22 protein-coding genes are annotated in these 20,284 nt (G+C 37.8%); 17 read left to right on the forward strand and 5 right to left on the reverse strand.

The genetic code is table 11. From position 1 onward, the window contains the following. The first annotated feature begins 3 nt into the window (after positions 1 to 3). The 3 genes from icmH to G9371_RS09655 are packed head-to-tail and all read left to right on the forward strand — an operon-like array spanning position 4 to position 2,386. A complete protein-coding gene (gene icmH / locus G9371_RS09645; protein ID WP_000083629.1) occupies positions 4 to 810 on the forward strand; it encodes a type IVB secretion system protein IcmH/DotU in 807 nt (268 codons plus the stop codon). Positions 811 to 822: 12 nt separating this feature from the next. Next, on the forward strand, positions 823 to 1,425 hold the full coding sequence (locus G9371_RS09650) for a hypothetical protein (RefSeq protein WP_029424211.1): 603 nt from the start codon (positions 823 to 825) through the stop codon (positions 1,423 to 1,425). A 7-nt stretch (positions 1,426 to 1,432) separates the two neighbouring features. Then, positions 1,433 to 2,386: a M15 family metallopeptidase gene (locus G9371_RS09655; RefSeq protein WP_000972583.1), complete on the forward strand. Its 954-nt coding sequence runs from the start codon at positions 1,433 to 1,435 to the stop codon at positions 2,384 to 2,386. Between the two features lie 2 nt (positions 2,387 to 2,388). Here G9371_RS09655 and G9371_RS09660 read toward each other — a convergent pair whose 3' ends face one another. Beyond that, positions 2,389 to 3,240: a LysR family transcriptional regulator gene (locus tag G9371_RS09660; protein WP_000460186.1), complete on the reverse strand. Its 852-nt coding sequence runs from the start codon at positions 3,238 to 3,240 to the stop codon at positions 2,389 to 2,391. Positions 3,241 to 3,391: 151 nt separating this feature from the next. Here G9371_RS09660 and G9371_RS09665 point away from each other — a divergent pair, with 151 nt between their 5' ends. From G9371_RS09665 to G9371_RS09680, 4 genes are all read left to right on the forward strand, one after another. Further along, positions 3,392 to 4,060 carry an ankyrin repeat domain-containing protein gene (locus tag G9371_RS09665; protein ID WP_001232201.1) on the forward strand — a complete coding sequence of 223 codons (669 nt, stop codon included), beginning with the start codon at positions 3,392 to 3,394 and terminating at the stop codon, positions 4,058 to 4,060. 15 nt (positions 4,061 to 4,075) lie between these two features. Continuing rightward, complete coding sequence (locus G9371_RS09670; RefSeq protein ID WP_029424210.1) at positions 4,076 to 4,558, forward strand: nucleoside deaminase; 483 nt, start codon at positions 4,076 to 4,078, stop codon at positions 4,556 to 4,558. Beyond that, positions 4,558 to 5,736, forward strand: a complete 1,179-nt coding sequence (locus tag G9371_RS09675; RefSeq protein WP_029424209.1) for a cyanate transporter — start codon at positions 4,558 to 4,560, stop codon at positions 5,734 to 5,736. The genes G9371_RS09670 and G9371_RS09675 overlap by 1 nt, the downstream gene beginning before the upstream one ends. Positions 5,737 to 5,869: 133 nt before the next feature. Then, a complete protein-coding gene (locus G9371_RS09680; RefSeq protein WP_029424208.1) occupies positions 5,870 to 7,027 on the forward strand; it encodes a winged helix-turn-helix domain-containing protein in 1,158 nt (385 codons plus the stop codon). Between the two features lie 78 nt (positions 7,028 to 7,105). On the opposite strand, the gene G9371_RS09685 is transcribed toward G9371_RS09680, so the two are convergent. Next, positions 7,106 to 7,564, reverse strand: coding sequence for a GNAT family N-acetyltransferase (locus G9371_RS09685; RefSeq protein WP_029424207.1), 459 nt, complete (start codon positions 7,562 to 7,564; stop codon positions 7,106 to 7,108). Positions 7,565 to 7,878: 314 nt separating this feature from the next. Further along, the gene (locus G9371_RS09690; RefSeq protein WP_071543225.1) at positions 7,879 to 8,538 is read right to left on the reverse strand and encodes an epoxyqueuosine reductase QueH; all 660 of its coding nucleotides are present in this window, start codon (positions 8,536 to 8,538) and stop codon (positions 7,879 to 7,881) included. Positions 8,539 to 8,963: 425 nt separating this feature from the next. Here G9371_RS09690 and G9371_RS09695 point away from each other — a divergent pair, with 425 nt between their 5' ends. The 4 genes from G9371_RS09695 to G9371_RS09710 all read left to right on the forward strand — a co-directional run bounded on the left by G9371_RS09695 (position 8,964) and on the right by G9371_RS09710 (position 12,283). Then, positions 8,964 to 9,251 (forward strand): hypothetical protein, encoded by a 288-nt coding sequence (locus G9371_RS09695; RefSeq protein WP_000342965.1) that lies wholly within the window; start codon positions 8,964 to 8,966, stop codon positions 9,249 to 9,251. Between the two features lie 189 nt (positions 9,252 to 9,440). Beyond that, the gene (gene soxR / locus G9371_RS09700) at positions 9,441 to 9,893 is read left to right on the forward strand and encodes a redox-sensitive transcriptional activator SoxR (protein WP_000004112.1); all 453 of its coding nucleotides are present in this window, start codon (positions 9,441 to 9,443) and stop codon (positions 9,891 to 9,893) included. Between the two features lie 161 nt (positions 9,894 to 10,054). Further along, a complete protein-coding gene (locus G9371_RS09705; protein ID WP_000720060.1) occupies positions 10,055 to 10,489 on the forward strand; it encodes an I78 family peptidase inhibitor in 435 nt (144 codons plus the stop codon). 858 nt (positions 10,490 to 11,347) lie between these two features. Further along, a complete protein-coding gene (locus G9371_RS09710; protein ID WP_000065199.1) occupies positions 11,348 to 12,283 on the forward strand; it encodes a dihydrodipicolinate synthase family protein in 936 nt (311 codons plus the stop codon). 56 nt (positions 12,284 to 12,339) lie between these two features. Here G9371_RS09710 and G9371_RS09715 read toward each other — a convergent pair whose 3' ends face one another. Then, positions 12,340 to 13,248, reverse strand: a complete 909-nt coding sequence (locus tag G9371_RS09715; protein ID WP_000106975.1) for a DMT family transporter — start codon at positions 13,246 to 13,248, stop codon at positions 12,340 to 12,342. Positions 13,249 to 13,665: 417 nt separating this feature from the next. Between G9371_RS09715 and G9371_RS09720 the strand changes: the two genes are divergently transcribed. From G9371_RS09720 to G9371_RS09745, 6 genes are all read left to right on the forward strand, one after another. After that, positions 13,666 to 14,349 (forward strand): GntR family transcriptional regulator, encoded by a 684-nt coding sequence (locus G9371_RS09720; protein ID WP_029424206.1) that lies wholly within the window; start codon positions 13,666 to 13,668, stop codon positions 14,347 to 14,349. A gap of 168 nt (positions 14,350 to 14,517) precedes the next feature. Next, on the forward strand, positions 14,518 to 15,450 hold the full coding sequence (locus tag G9371_RS09725; protein ID WP_004709512.1) for a 4-hydroxyproline epimerase: 933 nt from the start codon (positions 14,518 to 14,520) through the stop codon (positions 15,448 to 15,450). After that, complete coding sequence (locus tag G9371_RS09730; RefSeq protein WP_029424205.1) at positions 15,447 to 16,550, forward strand: NAD(P)/FAD-dependent oxidoreductase; 1,104 nt, start codon at positions 15,447 to 15,449, stop codon at positions 16,548 to 16,550. The genes G9371_RS09725 and G9371_RS09730 overlap by 4 nt, the downstream gene beginning before the upstream one ends. After that, on the forward strand, positions 16,551 to 16,781 hold the full coding sequence (locus tag G9371_RS09735; protein WP_000615327.1) for a (2Fe-2S)-binding protein: 231 nt from the start codon (positions 16,551 to 16,553) through the stop codon (positions 16,779 to 16,781). It begins immediately after the preceding gene. Continuing rightward, positions 16,781 to 18,043, forward strand: a complete 1,263-nt coding sequence (locus tag G9371_RS09740) for an FAD/NAD(P)-binding oxidoreductase (protein WP_029424204.1) — start codon at positions 16,781 to 16,783, stop codon at positions 18,041 to 18,043. The genes G9371_RS09735 and G9371_RS09740 overlap by 1 nt, the downstream gene beginning before the upstream one ends. A 44-nt stretch (positions 18,044 to 18,087) precedes the next feature. Next, positions 18,088 to 18,840: an AraC family transcriptional regulator gene (locus tag G9371_RS09745; RefSeq protein ID WP_029424203.1), complete on the forward strand. Its 753-nt coding sequence runs from the start codon at positions 18,088 to 18,090 to the stop codon at positions 18,838 to 18,840. Positions 18,841 to 18,906: 66 nt separating this feature from the next. Here the strand turns inward: G9371_RS09745 and abaF are convergent, their stop codons facing one another. Beyond that, positions 18,907 to 20,196, reverse strand: a complete 1,290-nt coding sequence (gene abaF, locus G9371_RS09750; RefSeq protein ID WP_000214024.1) for a fosfomycin efflux MFS transporter AbaF — start codon at positions 20,194 to 20,196, stop codon at positions 18,907 to 18,909. Positions 20,197 to 20,284: the final 88 nt, after the last annotated feature.

Consider the following 20,284-nt stretch of genomic DNA (forward strand, 5'->3'; position numbering starts at 1 on the left):
AAAATGTCACAATCTACAGGTGCTCCTTCTTTATTTGACGATGGGCAAATTGGGACAGGGGGGAATAATAATAGCCAGTCCCAAGTAAAATTACAGGCAATTAATCTGATTGATTTATTGCATGATGGTTTTTACTTAATCTTTTTAATTCGAAATCAGTATGTGCCAGCTGATCCACAGCGCTTTCGTGAAAAAATTCTAGATTTGCTTAATCGATTTGAGCAACAAGCGAAAAAGTTACAATTTTCAGCTGATGATATTCATGATGCTAAATATGCGTTTTGTGCGCTAATTGATGAAACGATCGTAACCCAGCAAGACCCAAGCTATTTTAATTTACAAAATTCTTGGTTAATTAGCCCATTACAGTTAAGTCTGTTTGGTTCTCAGTTAGCGGGTTATCAATTCTTCGAAATTTTAGAGCAACTACGTAGTCGTGGAAAAGAGCGATTAGCTGCTCTTGAAGTCTTCCATTACTGCTTATTATTAGGTTTTCAGGGTAAATACCGTATTGAGTCAATTGAAAGCCTTAACCATTTGGTGGCACGAGTAGGCGATGAAATTGATTATCTGAAAGGGAAAAAAGTGGCCTTCTCGCCATTCTCGGCAATTCCTGATCAGATACGAAATATTATCCATCGTGAGCTACCTTTTTTCTGGATTTTGATTTTCTTATTGATTTTTGCATTACTTACCTTTGCAGGTTTAAGATTTATGCTTAACAATCAAAATGATAAAGCATTATCTAATTATCAAAATGTGATTTCTGCCCCACAAGAGCAGGCACATATTACTATTTACTTACCTTGATGATGGAAAGAAATGGCTCAGGAAAAACCAACTTCTATTCGAGTTTTGCAATCGAATAAAAAAAAGTCGAGATCACCAGTAATCTATATCATCATTGGTATTATTGCAGGCGTTTTTGTAAGTATCTCGCTGTTCCTGTTCTTGTCTCAACCGTATTCGTCAGATCCTACAAGTGTTGAGAGCAAATCGAATCAAGATCAGGAGCTTGACCAAGTCTTGATGACTAATTCTTCTGCACATGACCAAGCAGTAAGTGATCAGCAAGAGCAAACTGATCCGATGAGCCATGATGGTTTTGAGCAACCTAAAGAGAATGAGTTAAGTAACATTTTTAAGCCTGCTCCTCATAAAGAGGCAGTACCTAACCCGCAACGTGTTTCACCTTTTGATGCACAGTTAACAGGTGAACAGGTTGTACCTAAGCAACAGGCTGCAGCTAAACCTGTACAGCCAAAACTACAGGTAGTTCAGCAAAAACCGGCTACCCAGACGAAAGTGGTTCAAGCCAAACCCGCTGAGGTAAATAAAGCTCCGGTTGAACAAGAGGCTGATGTGGAACCACCTAAAGCTTCGGTTGATATTAAGATTACACGAAGTCCATTTGCTGTGAATTAGTTAAGTCATGATGATTTTTCTAATTTTCTTTTGTTTTGCTTGCCTTGCTATAGGGTTAGCATTTTTGATGTCTTATGAGTTAAGAAATAAGGGTAGAACATTTGTTCTATCTTTATTACCTCAGGGGCGTCGGCAGCTAAATCAAGTTAGACAATTTGCTCAAACAATGAATCAGGCTGCGGCTCCTGAAAAACTACAATCACATTGGCATTTACAGCAATGGTGGATTGTAATCGCAGGATTTTTTTTATTTGCCAGTATTTTAATTTTTGCTTTTACTCGCCCAATCAGTTCAACACGAATTGAAGCCGAGTATCTTAAAAAAACTGATCCGCAAATTTATGCATTATTAAATGGAGAAATATTATCGCCTCCACCTGAAGTAGATGAAAGCCTGATTGAAGCTGCAATTGTTGAAGCAACTCAGTTAGAGCAGCAATATGCTTCTCAAGAAAGTGGTGTTATAAATTCTTCACCAATTGATAATACAAGTTTTGATGGCCGTGCGATTTTAGATACGAGTTTAGTCAACCGTAAGTGGGATAAAATGAACCCACGCTATAAGCAGCGTTTGCTTATGGTCTTTAAAATTATGAAAGAACAATATGGTTATGAACTTGTTTTGCTTGAAGGTTATCGTAGTCCAGCACGTCAAAATATGTTGGCAGGCAATCCGAATACAACCAGAGCAAAAGGGTATCAAAGTTATCATCAATTTGGTTTGGCGGCAGATGTGGCCTTTAAGCGAAACGGTAAAGTTGTTATTTCTGAACGTGACCCATGGGCTATGCAGGGTTACCGCCTATATGGGCAAGTTGCTGAGTCTGTCGGGCTTACCTGGGGTGGTCGCTGGAAATCTATACAAGATTATGGCCATACAGAATATAGAATGCCAGGCTTGAAGAAAACTCAAGAAATGGCGGAAAAGCTGATTGCTGAAAGCTTAAATGACATAAGTTAAACCTATGAGCCTGATTGGAAGCGATCATGTAAAACGGTAGTCATGTGATCGACAAGCTGGGAAATCAACCCAGCTTTTTCCCATGTATAAATTGAAACAACCATAGGTGAAGCTTCACCTAAAGATTTATATCTACGTACACGACGGCCTTTTGTTGTACTAACTGGTAGTAAAGATATTCCCAAACCTGTTTCGACACTTACTAGAACACTTTCTAAACTACTGCCTGTAAAAGCAATATACCAACGTCGCCGTTCACGTTCTAATGTTTCAAACATTTCATCTCGATAAAGTCCACCTTGAGGAAAGGTCACTAAACGAATTGGTTCAGATAAAGATGTAATCGCATTTTCACTTTCAAACCATGCCATTTCTTCAGGAAAGGAGGCATAACAATCGGCGCTGGCTGCTGATTCTTTCACAATAACAATATCCAGTTCACCATTACGATAGCGCTCTGTCAGGTTACGGCTTAAGCCTGAAGTGACATCTAACCGAATAGTACGATGTTCTTGAGCAAATAGACCAAAAACTTCTGCCATAGCAGTACTCATCATATCTTCTGGCAATCCAATTCGAATAGGGATGCTGCCAGCTGGATCTTTTAAGACCGCCTCGGCCTCTTGTTGAAGCGTCAAAATCCTTTGAGCATAACCAATTAAATATTCACCTGAAGCTGTTAATTGTAATGGTCTTGCTGTGCGATCAATAAGGGAGTGACCAACCGATTCTTCGAGGCGTGCTAACTGCTGACTAATAGTTGATTGTGTCAGATGCAACTTATCAGCGGCGGCTGTAAAACTACCACTTTCAAAAATGGTTACAAATGCACGAAGAAGACGAGGGTCAAACATAAATGAATACCATCAATAACGCAGAGAACAAGATACTTGAGTATTTATAATCTTAATACAATCGATTAAATAATTTAATTTCCAAATACTTTTAAGCGCGCTTATTCTAGTGCCAAATTGTTATGCAATTCATTTTTATTTGGAGTGTTTCATGCGTAAGTCCCTCATATGGATCAATCTGATCATTGCGATGGGCGCTTTGGGTTTTACAAATGCGGTAAATGCAAAAGATGAATTCCCTTTACACATGGCAGCTGCAAATGATGATATTCAGTTAATAAAACATATTTTGTCTCAAAAGACCTTAATTGATGCTCGTGATGAAACAGGTTCAACAGCATTAATGGTGGCAACAAGAGCAAACAATATACATGCTGCTCATATGTTGATTGAGGCCGGCGCAGATGTAAATGCTAAAGATAATATACAAGATAGTCCTTATTTGTATGCAGGCGCACAAGGTTATTTAAAAATTTTAAGAATGACACTCATGCATGGTGCCGATTTAAAGAGTACTAACCGTTATGGGGGAACCGCGCTTATTCCAGCAGCAGAACGGGGCCATGTAGAAACTGTCCGTACTTTAATTGCCGCAGGTGTAAACGTAAATCATGTCAATAATTTAGGTTGGACAGCTTTACTAGAAGCAATCATTTTAGGTAATGGCAAATCCAATTATCAGCAAATTGTGGCACTTTTGCTAAAAGCTGGTGCCAATCCGAATTTGGCAGATAAAGATGGGATCACACCATTACAACATGCACGTACAAGAGGATATCGTGAAATTGAAAAACTCCTTCTTGTAGCTGGTGCAAAGTAGATGGAGGAAGAATAAATGAAAGCAAATCAGGAATTTTTACGTCAAGCCATTGAGCTTGCTTATAACAATATAGAAAAAGGTGGCCGACCATTTGGCGCAGTAATTGTAAAAGATGGCAAAGTAATTGCTTCAGGTGTTAATCAAATTTTGACAACCAATGATCCGACAGCACATGCTGAACTATTGGCGATTCGGACAGCCAGCCAAGTTCTAGGAACCGCGAATTTAGAAGGCTGTTCGGTATTTGCAAGCGGGCATCCATGTCCTATGTGTATGGCTGCAATGCGTTTAGCGGGTATAAAAACAGTTAACTATGCTTATTCTAATGAAGATGGCGCACCGTTTGGTTTATCTACAGCTGAAATATATGCCGATCTTGTAAAACCATTTGCTGAACAGTCCATGAAAATCGAATATGTGCCTGTTCGATTTGAAGACCGTACCGACCTTTATGTGTTTTGGAAAAATTATCAAGCTAAGCAATTAGGCCTAAAGTAATGAAGCAGTCTGGAGCTTTCTTGACTCGTCCCATGCTTATTGTGACAGTCGCTTTGGTTGGACTCAATTTAAGACCTTTTATGACCAGTATTGGTCCTTTAGTCTCAAAGATTCGAGCAGGTACCGGATTAAGTTTACAAGGAATAGCTTTACTCACTTTATTGCCCATGATGTTGATGGGACTTATTGCCTTTATTGGTCCAATCGTACAGAGCGTGGTTGGAGAACGCAGAGTTGTTTTGGGCTCCTTACTGACTATATGTATTGGATGCGCACTTAGATTTTTATTTCCTACAGCTGAGGGTGTAATTGCTAGTGCAATAATTATTGGTTTAGGCGTCGCGCTGATACAGGCTGCTTTTCCAGGAATTATTAAACGAGAGTTTAGTCAACATATCGGGCCTATGATGGGGCTTTATTCAGCTATGCTTATGGGTGGTGGCGCACTAGGCGCATGGTTGGCACCTGTGATTTCCAATATAACGGGTCTATGGTCACTGGGGCTGGCTTTCTTTACTATACCCGCTGTATTAGCATTAGTATCAACATTTATTTTTTTACCCTCCATTGTAAGTTCGACTGCCCATCTGTCACCTGTAAAAACGTTATTAAAGAAACCTAGAACATGGTTGTTAATGCTGTGTTTTGGTTTGGTCAATGGTGGCTATTCTTCGGTGGTTGCGTGGTTGGCACCTTCGTTTCAAGATCATGGCTGGAGTATTTCTCAAAGTGGGAAATTGCTTGCCTTACTTGCCTTGGGTCAAGCAGCCTCGGCTCTGTCTTTGCCTATTTTAGCTAGGAAATATAAAGATCGACGTCCGTGGTTGTGGTTTACTCTATTCATGCAATTTGCTGGCTTTGCAGGACTTGCTTTTATACCTGAATTTGCACCTGTGTTATGGGCAATTTGTTTAGGAATAGGCTTGGGAGGTTGTTTTGCCTTAACACTTATTGTGGCATTAGACCATTTTGAAGAGCCGAACAATGCGGGTGCTTTATCTGCACTTATGCAAGGAGGAGGTTTTTTACTTGCTGCAATACCGCCTTGGTTTGTAGCAGCTTTGCATGACTTTACAGGGACTTATAAGGCAGGTTGGATTTTTCATTTATGTAGTGTGATATTGGTTATTGTGTTAGTGGTAAGGTTAGCTCCAAGAAGTTATAACAAAATTCACTAATAAAAGTTTAGGTGAGTAAAGAATATTACGGTCCTAAAGAAATACTATTTTGAAGGGAAGATGGTTAAAGAAAAGTGATAGGATAATATTGAAACTTTCAGTTTTTAAATGAACACAACAATATTTGATTTTTATGACATCTTCTTTGAAAAAAATAGCTTTATTAAAACAGGGCTTAGGAAAAAATAGTCCATTCGCAGCAGGTAGGCAAGGAACATTAGAGGCGATTGAGCATTTAGGTTATGTACAGATTGATACCATATCTGTCGTTGAACGTGCTCATCACCATATATTGTGGAGTCGAGTGCCAGATTATGATTTAAGCCATTTAAACAGTTTGGTTCGTGAGCGGCAGATTTTCGAATATTGGTATCATGCGGCATCTTATCTTCCTATGAAAGATTATCGATATGCATTACCGGCAATGATGTCTGTCAGAAAAGGGGAAAGTCGCTATTTTAATAGAGGCGATCAACACCTTATGAATGAAATTCTGGCACGTGTTCGTGCCGAAGGTAAAATTCGATTAAGAGATATTGATAAGAAAAATAAAAAGAGTTTAGGGAATTGGTGGAATACCGGTCCAGGCCGCCGTGCTTTTGAGCAGTTATATATGCAAGGTGACCTGATGATCTGTGAACGTAATGGTATGGAAAAAGTTTACGATTTGACAGAACGCTGTCTACCTGAAAATATTGATTTAAGTTTGCCTACGCTTTACGAATATGCTCAGTATTTATTTAATAATACGCTTCGAGCTCATGGCGCATTTACGTGGAAACAATTGGTTCATTTAAAGAAAAATGATTTAAAAGAAACCATGCGTGTCGTGCTAAAAGAGCAGATTGATGCAGGTGTTGTATCAGCGATTAAACTTGCCGACGGACAAACTTTATATGTTGATGTAACTGCAATAGAGCAACAATTGGATACTGATTTTGGTCTAAAAATACTTTCGCCTTTTGATAACTCTCTTATTCATCGTGACCGTTTAACTTCCTTATTTGAATTTGATTATCGGATCGAATGCTATGTGCCAGCGGCCAAACGGGTATTTGGATATTTCTGTTTGCCTATTCTTTATCAAAATGAGTTAGTAGGACGAGTCGACTGTAAAGCACACCGAACAGTAAAAGAACTAGAAGTGATTAGTCTACATTTAGAAAAAACGGTAAAAGATAAAGAGCATTTCTTTTTTGAATTAGATCAGGAACTCAAGCGTTTTGCAGCATTTAATCAATGCTCAACTGTGAATGATAAGGTAGTCAAACTCATTCGCAGCAAACTTTAAATACAAACCTAATTGGATGTCAAAAATGATTAAAGCTAAAACACCAAAAGAGTGAAAATTTTTGGTGTTTAACTTCGCTTAGTTCAAAGACATACGGTATTGAATAATGCCGGGTTTTTGTGCAATCCAATCATAGAGCTTTTGGGCTGTTTGATTGCTTTCTTGAGTATGCCAATATAAACGTTCACAGCTATGTTCGGTGGCTTGCTTCTGTACATACTCAATAAGTTGTTTACCAATTTGTCGTCCACGAACTTCAGGTGATACATACAGATCTTCTAAATAACAGTAGTTATTTTCTGCCCAAGTAGACCGATGAAACATATAAGTGACAAAACCTAAGATACGTTCTTTATTTTTGGCAACAGCACAATAAATAGGTTCTTTTTCATCGAAAAAACGATCCCAAGTCATTTTTGTGATATGGAGGGGTAAATTGACCTGATAGAAATTTTGATAGGCAACCCAATATTCTAACCATTGAGTATAGTCTTGTTGTTGAACTGGCGAGACTTCGATCGTTTCATTTTGAATCATAATTACACTTCATTCTGACTAATTGATGAAATTATATATTGGATATGAATGTTTTATAGAAACATTAAAGTATTAAAAACTAACACAATAAATTTGATGAGAAAAGAAATTGCTTATTTTTATAACTTTCTAAAATAAAAATTTTTTTATTAATCTTATTTTAAGCTAGCTTTATTATTCTAATAAAACAAAGCTCGTCTAAGTACACCTTTTAGCCACATTCTCCAGATGTGGCTCTTTTTATTTGCGGTTAGAAAAATCTAGAAGTAAATAAATATAATTAAATATTTATTTTTGAATTGCTATAAGTTTTTTTAATCATTTTCCATTGCATTACTATAAAACTTAACACCTATTTTAATGCGATCTCGACCATTACTCATACGCCAGCGATTCGTATCACGTAGGGAATACACACAGCCACAATATTCTTGCTGGTAGAATTCTTCACGTTTACTAATTTCAATCATGCGGCTAGAGCCACCATTTTTTCGCCAGTTGTAGTCCCAGTACTGAATATCGGGATAGTGTGAAGCAGCGCGAATCCCGCAGTCATTGATTTGCGCCATATTTTTCCATCTTGAAATCCCTAAAGAGCTGCTGATTAGACTAAACCCATTTTCATAAGCATATAAAGCGGTACGCTCGAAGCGCATATCAAAACACATGGTACAGCGGATACCGCGTTCAGGTTCATTTTCCATACCTTTAGCACGGGCAAACCAATTATCGGTGTCATAATCTGCATCAATAAAGGGAATATTATGTTTTTCTGCGAAGCGGATATTTTCTTCTTTACGAATGAGATATTCTTTTACCGGATGAATATTAGGATTATAAAAGAATATAGAAAAGTTTATATTAGACTCAATTAATGACTCCATTACTTCTCCAGAGCAGGGAGCACAGCAAGAATGGAGTAATAATTTATTATGTCCAGATGGGAGTTCGAGTTTTTGACGTTGAATAGCCATAATTAAAAAATAAGTTATATTTTTATATATTTTAGATTTTTTAACTGCTTATAAAAATGAATTTTTTTCAATTAATGATGAAAATATCTAATCTTTATTATTTGTGCTGAATAATAAAGTATTTTTTAATTTTATTACATATAATAAATAATATATTATATTTGTGTAATATTATTAAAATAATTTTAACTTTCTATTATCAAAAAAGTACACTCTATAGAAAATAGGAATAATTTTATATTTGTGTAACTATTTGTCTTTTATATATTTATCTACTTAGTTTTAGCTAGAAAAATTGTGTGATGAACGTCTCAAATAAGTATTATTTTTTAAATTTAAATATTTTTTTAGATTTATATTTTTAATAAATTTATACTAAAACAGTTATTCTATTTTTCTCATTTGAGTATGTGATATTTTAAGATATGGACGATTGGCAATGTAAGTATTGTAATGGTTACATTATGGTTAATCATTCAAGGATAGAGGTAGGGGAAAAAGTTTACTTTTTGGTATATAAATTCGATGCAAAAAATGAAAGAAAAAAACTATATAAAAAAGGAACTGTAATTGCACGTTGCGATAGTATTTTACATATCGAATCAAGAAAAAAGACATATAAAATAGAGGAGGCTAAAGTCTATCCTTTAGGTGCACCTATGCCATTTGTTTATAATATGTTCTGGATATGTGGTTGTGAAAACAGGCCATAATATTTTTATTGAATCTAAAAATGAATAGTGAATTTAAATAATTTTGATGATTTTTTATTCAATTTTGCAAATTATAGTTTTAATTTTTATAAATAGCTTAAATTGCTGAACGGTTAAAGTTAGATTGCAATTTGACAAAATTTTAGCATCCTTTTATAAGACCTCAACTAAGCTTGAGATTAATAAAAAATGAGTGAAAGGAATCAAAGTCGTTTGTTAACGGTTGGAGAGGTTGCAAAACGTAGCGGTGTTGCAGTTTCAACCCTTCATTTTTACGAATCTAAAGGTTTAATTAAAAGTATAAGAACCAATGGTAACCAACGCCGTTTTACTCTAGTGGTGTTACGCTACATTGCAATCATTAAAATTGCTCAAAAAGTTGGTATTCCATTAGATGAAATAAAACAAGCCCTAAGTAAGTATCCGATGGGTTCTAAATTAACTGCACAACAATGGAAAGAGCTATCTCTCGATTGGCGAAAGAATTTGGATGAGCGTATTCAAAAACTCACAAGACTCAGAGACGAAATGGATTGGTGTATTGGATGTGGTTGTTTGTCATTAGAACAATGTCCATTAAGAAATCCCAATGATGTGTTGGGGCAAGAAGGTGCCGGGCCGCGTATTTTAGAAAGACCATAGAAGATAAATTTTATTGTTAGATATAACGCATCATAATTTAACATTTGCAATAGAGAATTATTTTGTAAGTTGCTCTCTATGAAGGTTTTTTATTGTAAACAAGTCATATAAAACATAAATTTTTTTGATATCTTTATTTCTTTTAGTAAGAAGCAAAATTTATGAAAAAAATTATCTTTCTTGGTTTAGCGCTTGTTTCGTTAACGGCTTGCTCATCAGTACAACATAAAGATTCAACTCCTCCAAAAATTGGTTCACCAAATCCTGCTAGTCAATATTGCGTTGAACAAGGCGGGAAATTAGAAATTAGAAATGAAGCAAATGGTCAGGTAGGTTATTGCCATTTGCCAAATGGACAAGTCGTCGAAGAGTGGAAATTATTCCGTGATAATCAGGCGAACTGTGTTTCAGAAGAAGCTCAAAAATTAGTTGGGCTATCTGGTTTAACCGATGATCAAATTAAGCAAAAAACGAAGTCAGAAATTGTTCGTAAAGTTGCTCCAGGTCAACCGATGACAATGGATTATCGTTCAAATCGAGTAACTGTCACAATTGATCCAACTTCTAAAAAAATTACTCAAGCAACATGTGGTTAATTCTTTAATTAAAGAATTAATTTAAGTTCGAACAAGAAGGCCTGTCAAAAGACAGGCTTTTTTAGACAGCCAAATAAATTGTTAAGCTTAATCACATAAATTTTCATAATGCACAAAAACCTGTTAAACCTCATTCAAAGAAAAACAAACATAGGTGTTAAGTTTTAAGTTCCTTTTAAATCATGTGTAGGACCGAGCTATGATGCAAGCAATGTTTTTCTTTAGTGCTGGAGCAGTTTTTGGTTATTGCTATCGTCATTACGATGCTAAAGTTAAAAAAGCCAATGATTCAAAATAAATGATTAAAAAGCCTGCTTCTTGAGTAGGCTTTTTTCTTTGTATTATTTCCACCCATTGAATAGAACATATTTTAAGTAATCATAAAAAAAGCCCCTAGCGGACTAGAGGCAGAAAAACTTCAGATGCAGGTAACAGGTGAATTATGCATCTGAGTTAAGTAGGTTGTATCAAACCATGTAGAGCACTTTACCAGTAAAAATGAGTAAAAATAGGGATGTGCGACTAATGGCTAATGTTTTCTGTATCTTTTTTAACCATTTTTGAAAGTAAATAATTTTCTTCAGACCCGTTTAATTTTTGAATCTTTATTATTAATAAATCAGAAAAAAGCTTTCAAAATATATCTTATTCATCAGTTCTACAGTTTTTATCTTTGTTTTTATACGTTTTTTTAGATGAAAAGAATTTTAGAACAAAGACTATTCTTTTTTATGTATATCGTATACGATATATGAAGAATGATTGGACAGCTATTGATACCCATTCCATAACTTTTGAGATGGATTAACTCAAAAGTACAACTACCAATAGTTTTAACTATATTACTGAGGAATAATTATGAGTAATATCTTCACAGGATGTATCCCGGCGCTAATGACTCCATGTACTCCTAACCGTGAGCCAGATTTTGATGCGCTTGTGAAAAAAGGGCATGAGCTTATTGAAGCGGGAATGAGTGCGGTAGTGTATTGTGGTTCAATGGGCGATTGGCCTTTATTGACCGAAGCTCAACGTCAAGAAGGGGTAGCACGACTTGTAGCTGCTGGTATTCCGACAATTGTGGGTACTGGGGCAGTTAATTCAAAAGAAGCAGTTTCTCATGCAGCTCATGCAGAAAAAGTAGGTGCACAAGGGCTTATGGTAATTCCACGTGTATTATCACGTGGTGCATCACCAACTGCACAAAAGGCACACTTTTCTGCGATTTTAAAAGCTGCTCCTAGCTTACCTGCGGTAATTTACAATAGCCCGTATTATGGATTTGCGACTCGTGCAGATTTGTTTTTTGAATTACGCCGTGAATTTCCAAACTTAATTGGTTTTAAAGAGTTTGGTGGTGCTGCTGATATGCGTTATGCAGCTGAGTTCATCACTTCTCAAGATGACTCTGTGACATTAATGGCTGGTGTAGATACTCAAGTTTTCCATGGTTTCGTTAACTGCAATGCAACGGGAGCAATTACGGGCATTGGTAATGCTTTGCCTAAAGAAGTTTTACAGTTGGTTGACCTTAGTAAGAAAGCTGCAGCAGGCGATGCGAAAGCTCGTCGTTTGGCACAAGAATTATCAAGCGCTTTAGAAGTTTTATCGTCTTTTGATGAAGGTACTGATTTAGTCCTTTATTACAAGTACTTAATGGTACTTAATGGCGATAAAGAATATACCTTACATTTTAACGAAACGGATGCATTGAGTGAATCACAACGTAAATACGTTGAAACTCAGTATGAATTATTCCGTACTTGGTACCGTAACTGGTCAGCTGAAATCTAAGCAAATATCTATAAAAAAAGAGGCTAACAATTTAGCCTCTTTTTTACTTCTATTATTTATTTTTTAGTGAGAACAATAACGCAGAGGAATATTAAAACTAAACCTAAATAACTATTCATTGTTAAACTTTCGCCTACTACAACAACTGCCAATAAAGCTGCAACAGGAATTTCGACCAAAGCTAACGTCATGGCTTGACTGGCTGGAATACGTTTTAAACCAAAGCTAAAAAATAAATAGCCTAAGAACATAGGTACGATTGGGATATAAAGGGCTACCCAAATATTATTTGGATAATTAAATAGGTGAGTTGCTGTAATTAATAAAGTAGGTAATAACAGAACTGCTGAAATCCCAAAGATCACGCCCATGGCAGCTCTTGAGTCGATGCCTTTATGGATTAAGTTTTTCATAATCCATGAATATGTTGCATAACTCAGACTTGAGAGTAAGCCAAAAAATACACCTAATAACCGTTCGGATTGGCCCCCTTGATGTTGGTGACTATGTTCGCCTGCATATGAGAGTAAAACGACTCCTAAAAAACCAAGAATAAAACTGATAAGCCATTTTAAAGAAAGCTTACGTTTATCTAATAGCCACTCAAGCATAACTGAGAACAAAGGGGCGCAGCCAATTGAAATAACAGTACCAATAGAAACACCAGCTAATGAAACCGAGGAATAAAAAGCAAACGGACAAAGAATAGAAACAATGACGGCAATCAAAACTTTAGTTTTATAGTCAAAAAGCTTTCGGTAATCTTTTTTAATAGCTTTTAAACTTAAAAATGTGTGAATTAAACCACCGAAGCCCACAGAAATAGTAGCAATTACAAGTGGACTGATGCCCTTTGCAAAAGATGCTGCTGTGCCTGCCGTACCCCATAGAAAAGCAGCAAATAGTACAGATAAGAAACCCGTATAATAAGTCAGGGAAAATTTTGCTTCTGTTGGCGTACTCATATGAAGTGACTCAAACTCTGAAAGTTTTATGCAGCAAGATTTCTACAAGATAATAATTTTTACCTTGTAAGGAATAATCAGCTCAATGGATAAGAATTTTTGACAGTTTCCCGTCAAGAGAACAGGGTAGTATGCTGGTATTTATGACGATTTGCTTGGTTAAATACAATAAAATAATGACGATTTCGGCATAGTCTAATAATAGTTTTGTGAATTAAATGGTATAAAGTATACTTTGTATATGAATGATTTTAAAAATTATTGGTTTATAGTGATATAAAAATAGTTTTTAAAAGCTTTATATGAAGGATAAGCCGTACCGAAAATGATGCTTTCAAAGCAATAATTTCATTATGGTGGATGACTAAAATTATCATCCTTTTGTTTGTGTCATATTTTGAGGTTAAGAGAATATTCGTGACGCTACCATCTTTTAATGTATCAAATCTTGGTGCAATGCCTTCGGTATCTGAAGTTATTGTCAAATATATTAGAGAAGCAATTATTGCAGGGCATATTGCTGAAGGTGAGCCTATCCGTCAGGATGAAATTGCCAAGCTATTTAATGTCAGCAAAATTCCGGTACGTGAAGCCTTAAAGCAACTTGAAGCCGAAGGCTTGGTGGAGTTTATAAAAAATCGTGGTGCAATTGTGACCCGAATCTCTGAAGAAGAATTAGCTCAGATTTTTGAAGTACGGGTTATGTTAGAAACGAAGTTGATTCAGCTCGCCGTGCCGAATATGACAGAAGAAACTTATAAAAGGGCAGATGAAATTTGTAATGCCTTTATTGATAACATGGATATTGGAAGCTGGACCACACTAAATTGGCAGTTACATGCCTGCCTGTATGAACCGGCACAGCGGCCTTATATGCTCGGATTAATTCGTTCTATTTACGATAAAATTGAGCGCTATTTAAGATTACAAATGAATGTTTCCGAAGGTAAATCGCGTGCAAATGATGAGCACAAAGAAATTGTGAAAGCCTGTAAAGCCAAGGATGTTGATTTGGCGGTTAAGTTAATTGAAGAGCATATTAATGGTGTTTGCCAATCACTTTATGAGCACTTACCTCCTCATAAAAATGTGAAAAAATAAGCGCTGCATTCTTTATCATTTCAATTAGGCCAATGGCCTAATTTTTTTGTCTTTATTTTAGATGAAGCAAGTTTTCACTATGCTGATTTCGTCATAGATTCATAAGAAAACGATCAAGCTTGCTGTTTTGAGATCAGTCATCCTAGAAAAAAATGTAAGGATACTTCTATGAAAACAGTAAAAATTTTGGACTCTCATACTGGTGGCGAACCAACACGATTAGTGCTTGAAGGTTTTCCTGATTTAGGTACAGGAGACATGGAAAGCCGCCGAAAAATATTATCAGAACAATATGACCATTTCCGTAGAGCAACTATGTTAGAGCCGCGCGGTAATGATGTTTTGGTTGGCGCATTATTGTGTAAGCCAGTGAATCCTAAAGCGAGTGCGGGCGTTATTTTCTTTAATAACACAGGCTACCTCGGCATGTGTGGTCATGGCACGATTGGTTTGGTAGCTTCATTAGCACACTTGGGCAAAATACAAGTGGGTACACACTTAATTGAAACTCCAGTGGGCGATGTTGAAGCGACATTGCATGAAGATCATTCAGTGAGTGTGCGAAATGTACCGGCATATCGTTATAAAAAAGCAGTCGAAGTTGATGTTGAAAAATATGGAAAAGTTACTGGTGATATTGCATGGGGAGGTAACTGGTTCTTCTTGATTAATGATCATGGACAACGTGTTGCAAGTGATAATTTGGATCAACTTACCGAATATGCGTGGACGGTTAGACAAGCGCTTTCGGCACAAGGAATAACCGGTAAAGATGGGCAAGAAATTGACCATATTGAGTTATTTGCAAGTGACACCGAAGCAGACAGTAAAAATTTCGTACTTTGCCCAGGCAAGGCCTATGACCGTTCACCGTGTGGAACTGGAACGAGTGCGAAAATTGCTTGCTTGGCCGCAGATGGCAAACTTGAGCCAGGAAAGTTATGGAAACAAGCCAGCATTATCGGTAGCCAGTTTATTGCTTCGTATGAACAAGCAGGGGAATATGTGATTCCAACCATTCGTGGTGAAGCTTACATGAGTGCCGAAGCAACTTTATTTATGGATGAAAATGACCCATTTGCTTGGGGTATTCAGCTATGAGAACCGATGCCATCGTCATTGGGGCAGGCATTGTAGGTGCGGCATGTGCTTATGAATTGGCTCGGCAAGGGTTAAATGTGCAAGTTTTGGATGCTCGGGTTGGTGGTGCAACAGCCGCGGGCATGGGGCATTTGGTCATTATGGATGACTTGGAAGCCGAATTAAAACTTAGTCATTGGTCAGTTCTGCTATGGCATGGATTAGGACACGAGCTTTCGGAAGAATGTGCCTATCGCCAAACGCCAACTTTATGGCTGGCAAGTAGCCCAGAAGAAATGCAGATTGCTGAGGAAAAATATCAACGTCTCACTGCGCAAGGCGTCCGTTGCCAACTTCGAAACGCAGATGAAGTTCATCAGCTCGAACCTCACTTAAAGCAGGGTCTTTATGGTGGTTTAGAAGTTTTTGATGATGGAATTTTATATGCGCCTTGTGCTGCTGAATGGTTATTAAAAAAATTTCCCTACAAGGTTCAGGTTCAACAAGCTAAAGTTATTCATATTGAAGAAAATCGGGTTCAGTTAAGTGATGGCACATGGCTAGAAGCTGCGCATATCGTTTTGGCTAACGGTATTCATGCGACAGATTTTTTTCCAGAGTTACCGATTGAACCTAAAAAAGGTCATTTGGCGATTACTGACCGTTACCCTGAATTAAATGTAAAGCATACATTGGTGGCTTTGGCTTATGCGGCCAGTACTCAAGCGACAAGTGGAATTTCGGTGGCTTGTAATATTCAGCCTAGACCGACGGGCCAGCTTTTTATTGGGTCATCTCGTCAGTTCAATACGGTTGATCCGACTGTAGAGCCAGAAGTCTTTACTCGGGTACTTAAAGAGGCTGTCGATTATTTTCCAGCTTTGGCTGATCTTAATGTTATTCGGGCATGGACAGGCTTTCGCGCAGCCACACCCGATGGTATTCCGGTAATTGGACGACATCCTGCATTTCAATCGGTTTATTTAGCGGTAGGGCATGAAGGTTTAGGTGTAACCACAGCAACAGGTACAGCAAAACTGATTGCCTCACACATATGTGGATTAACTTTTGATATAGATCCAGAACCTTTTTTACCTCATCGTTTTATAGGAGCTGCATAGATGATTCAGCTTTTTATTAACGGCCAACCGGTTTCTGTGATTGAAGGTACGAGTGTTGCTGCTGCTTTAGCACAAGCGAAATCTTACAGCCGTTTGTCAGTTTGTGGTGAAAAACGTACTCCATTTTGTGGAATGGGAGTTTGTCAGGAATGCCGTGTCAATATTAATGGACTCAGAGTGCTTGCTTGTCAGACGCTGTGCCAGCAAGACATGAAAGTGGAAACACAATAATGGAAAAACAATATGATGTGGTGGTTGTCGGTGCTGGGCCTGCAGGGTTGTCAGCTGCTATTGCAGCCGCCGAAAGTGGCGGGCGAATTTTAATATTGGATAATAACCCACAGGCGGGCGGTCAAATCTGGCGCGCTGGACCGATTTTCCCTGTACCTGAAATGGCGCAGCAGAAATATCAACAAATTAAGGCTCATTCTAATATTGAATTTATGTTTGGTGCGAAAATTGTCGCCGCACCTTTTGCAGGCCAATTGCTTGTTGAGCGACCTCACGACAGCCTAAACTTGTCTTATCGCCAGCTTATATTGTGTACGGGAGCAAGAGAACTGTTTTTGCCTTTTCCCGGTTGGACTTTACCTGGCGTAACAGGGGCAGGTGGTTTGCAAGCCTTAATTAAAGCAGGCACACCTGTCAAAAATGAACGCATTGTGATTGCAGGTTCAGGGCCATTACTTTTAGCAAGTGCGGATACGGCAAAAAAAGCAGAGGCTCAAGTTCTCTATGTTGCCGAACAGGCGGCTTCATCTTCCGTTCGTAAATTTGCACTGCAACTTTGGCGTTGGCCTTCGAAAGTAATACAAGCGTTATCTTTACCTCATCGTTTATATCAACCTGACAGTTATGTGGTTGAGGCGATTGGTCAGGAGCGTCTTGAACGAGTAAGGCTACAAACGCCGAAGGGAATTGTTGAAATTGAGTGTGATCGACTCGCGTGCGGATTTGGTTTAGTCCCGAATACTCAATTAGGGCAGTTAATGGGTTGTCAAATTAAGGACAATGCGATTACGGTCGATGACTATCAACATACATCACAGCCACAGGTGTGGGCAGCAGGTGAGTGTACAGGTTTTGGCGGAAGTGAGCTGGCGATGGTTGAAGGTAGCATCGCAGGTTATGCAGCTATAGGCCAAAATGAAAAAGCGAGACAATTATTTGCTCAAAGACAACGGTATCGTTTATTTGCGCATCTCCTTGAGAAAAGCTTTAAGTTACGTGCTGAGTTAAAAACGCTTGCACGCCCAGAAACTATTTTTTGTCGATGTGAAGATGTAACTTTTGATAAAGTTGCCGAGCGTAATAGTTGGATTGATGCAAAATTACATACACGCTGTGGAATGGGAGCTTGCCAAGGAAGCACGTGTGCAACAGCAGCAGCTTGTTTATTTGATTGGCAGTTGCCTAACTCTCGACCACCATTACTTCCTACTCGTGTAAAAAGCCTCATGGCGATGTCTACTTCTCCTTTAAATCAAAAATGAAATGTTCTAGAGTAGACAAGTTATAACTTTGTCCGCTCTAGCTCATGACTTTGGTTCAAATTCCGAAATTAACTACCACTTTGGAAGATTTTTTAAAAAATCTGGAAAGTATAGAACCATTATTTGATGCTTTATCTTCGGTGGTATTTTTCATCAAAAATACCGAAGCACGTTATGTCTTCGTCAATCAAACATTAGTAAATCGCTGCGGTCTAAAAGATAAAACTGCAATATTGGGAAAAACCTCTTCTGAAGTTTTTCCTCATTCACTTGGAAAAATATATACATCGCAAGATTTACAAGTCATTCGCCGTGGTAAAAAGTTAACAGAGCAATTAGAGCTGCATTTATATGCAAAGAACCAGTCGGGTTGGTGTTTGACTTATAAAGAGCCTTTATTTGATGCGGATGGAAAGTTAGTAGGAATAGCGGGTATTTCTAATGATTTAAATGTGCCTGAAAATACACATCCTGCTTTTTACAAAATGGTTCAGGTTGAGGAATATATTAAAAAGAATTATGCCGAAACGATTACGTTGGCACACTTGACCGCAATTGCAGGTGTATCTGTGGCTCAGTTAGAACGGTATTGCAAAAAAATATACCATTTAACGCCGCGGCAAATGATTAGCAAAATTCGTCTTCAAGTCGCTACTGAACTATTGGCGACAGATTTACCCATTACTCAAATTGGTTTGCGCTGTGGTTATACCGACCACAGTGCTTTTTGTCGTCAGTTTAAGCTGCATACAGGCATGTCGCCTACCTTATATCGCGCCTCTACCAAAAATATTTAGATAAAAAATTGGGCTGTATAAAACAACCCAAAATTATTGTTAAGCAGATAATTTATATATTAAAGATTAATCTTTAAAAGCCAATGATCGGCCTTTGGTTTCTTTCACTAGCAAAATCGAGACAATAGAAATCAGACTTGCGGCAACCAAATATAAAGAAATCGGAACCGAGCTATTAAATTCTTTGAGTAATGTTAGGGCAATTAATGGAGCAAGCGAACCTGCCATAATGGGTGCGACTTGATAACAAAATGAAAGCGCCGTATAGCGGATGTGAGTTGGAAATAACTCAGTCATTAACGCAGAGTAAGGCGAGTAGGTCATGGACTCAATAAATAAACCAAGCACAATTGCTAACATAATGAGCCAGTCATTGCCTGTATCCATTAAAGGAAAGCCGACAAAACCCCAAAAAGCAGTAAGTACAGCTCCAATAAGATAAATAGGTTTACGGCCAAATATATCGCTTAAATGTCCCATAAAAGGAATAATAAAGAAATGGATCAGATGAGCGCCAAACATGAGCAGTAAGATCTGCGAAGTATCTTTATGGACGACTAACTTTAAATAACTGATCGAAAAAGTAACCACCATATAGTACAAAATGTTTTCTGCAAATCTGGCACCGATACCCGCAATAACAGATTTCTTATGATATTTTAAAACCTCAATGATCCCGAGTTGTTGTTTTTCAAGAAGCTGTTGTTTGGCCTGTGCTTCTTTAAACACTTCGGCATCGTCTACATTTTTTCGAATCCATAAACCAATCAGTACCACGACTGCTGAGAACCAAAATGCACAGCGCCATCCCCAGTCTAGGAATTGTTCGGGTGAGAGGTTTTTTGAAAGTAATAATAAAACCAGTGTGGCTACTAAATTTCCGAGCGGTACACCAGTTTGTGGCCAGCTTGCCCAATAACCTCTGCGATCATCTGGACTGTGCTCTGAAACTAAAATAACTGCGCCGCCCCATTCACCACCAAAAGCAAAACCTTGAATTAAACGCAGTATCACTAGGAGTGTAGGTGCCCAATAGCCAATTTGATGAAAGGTCGGAATACAGCCCATTAAAAAAGTAGTGATACCGACAATAATCAGGCTAATTTGCAATAATTTCTTGCGTCCAATTTTATCGCCGTAGTGACCAAACACGAGGCCACCGAGAGGTCTTGCTAAAAATCCAACGGCATACAGGGCAAAGGCCGCCAAAATGCCATCTATAGCATTGCCAGTTTGTTGAAAGAAAAGTTCGCCAAAGACGAGGGCAGAAGCGGTTCCATAAAGGAAAAATTCATACCATTCTGCTACGGAGCCAACCATGGAGGCCGCTACAACCTTTTTTAGTGTTGTCGTCATATACCAATATCCTTATTTGAAAATATGTTACGCATTGATTTGATGGAGCATCGTGCTATTCATTTTTTGCACTTTTTTATTTAAATAA

This window comes from Acinetobacter sp. EKM10A (genome assembly GCF_011075215.1).
Classification (GTDB): domain Bacteria; phylum Pseudomonadota; class Gammaproteobacteria; order Pseudomonadales; family Moraxellaceae; genus Acinetobacter; species Acinetobacter baumannii.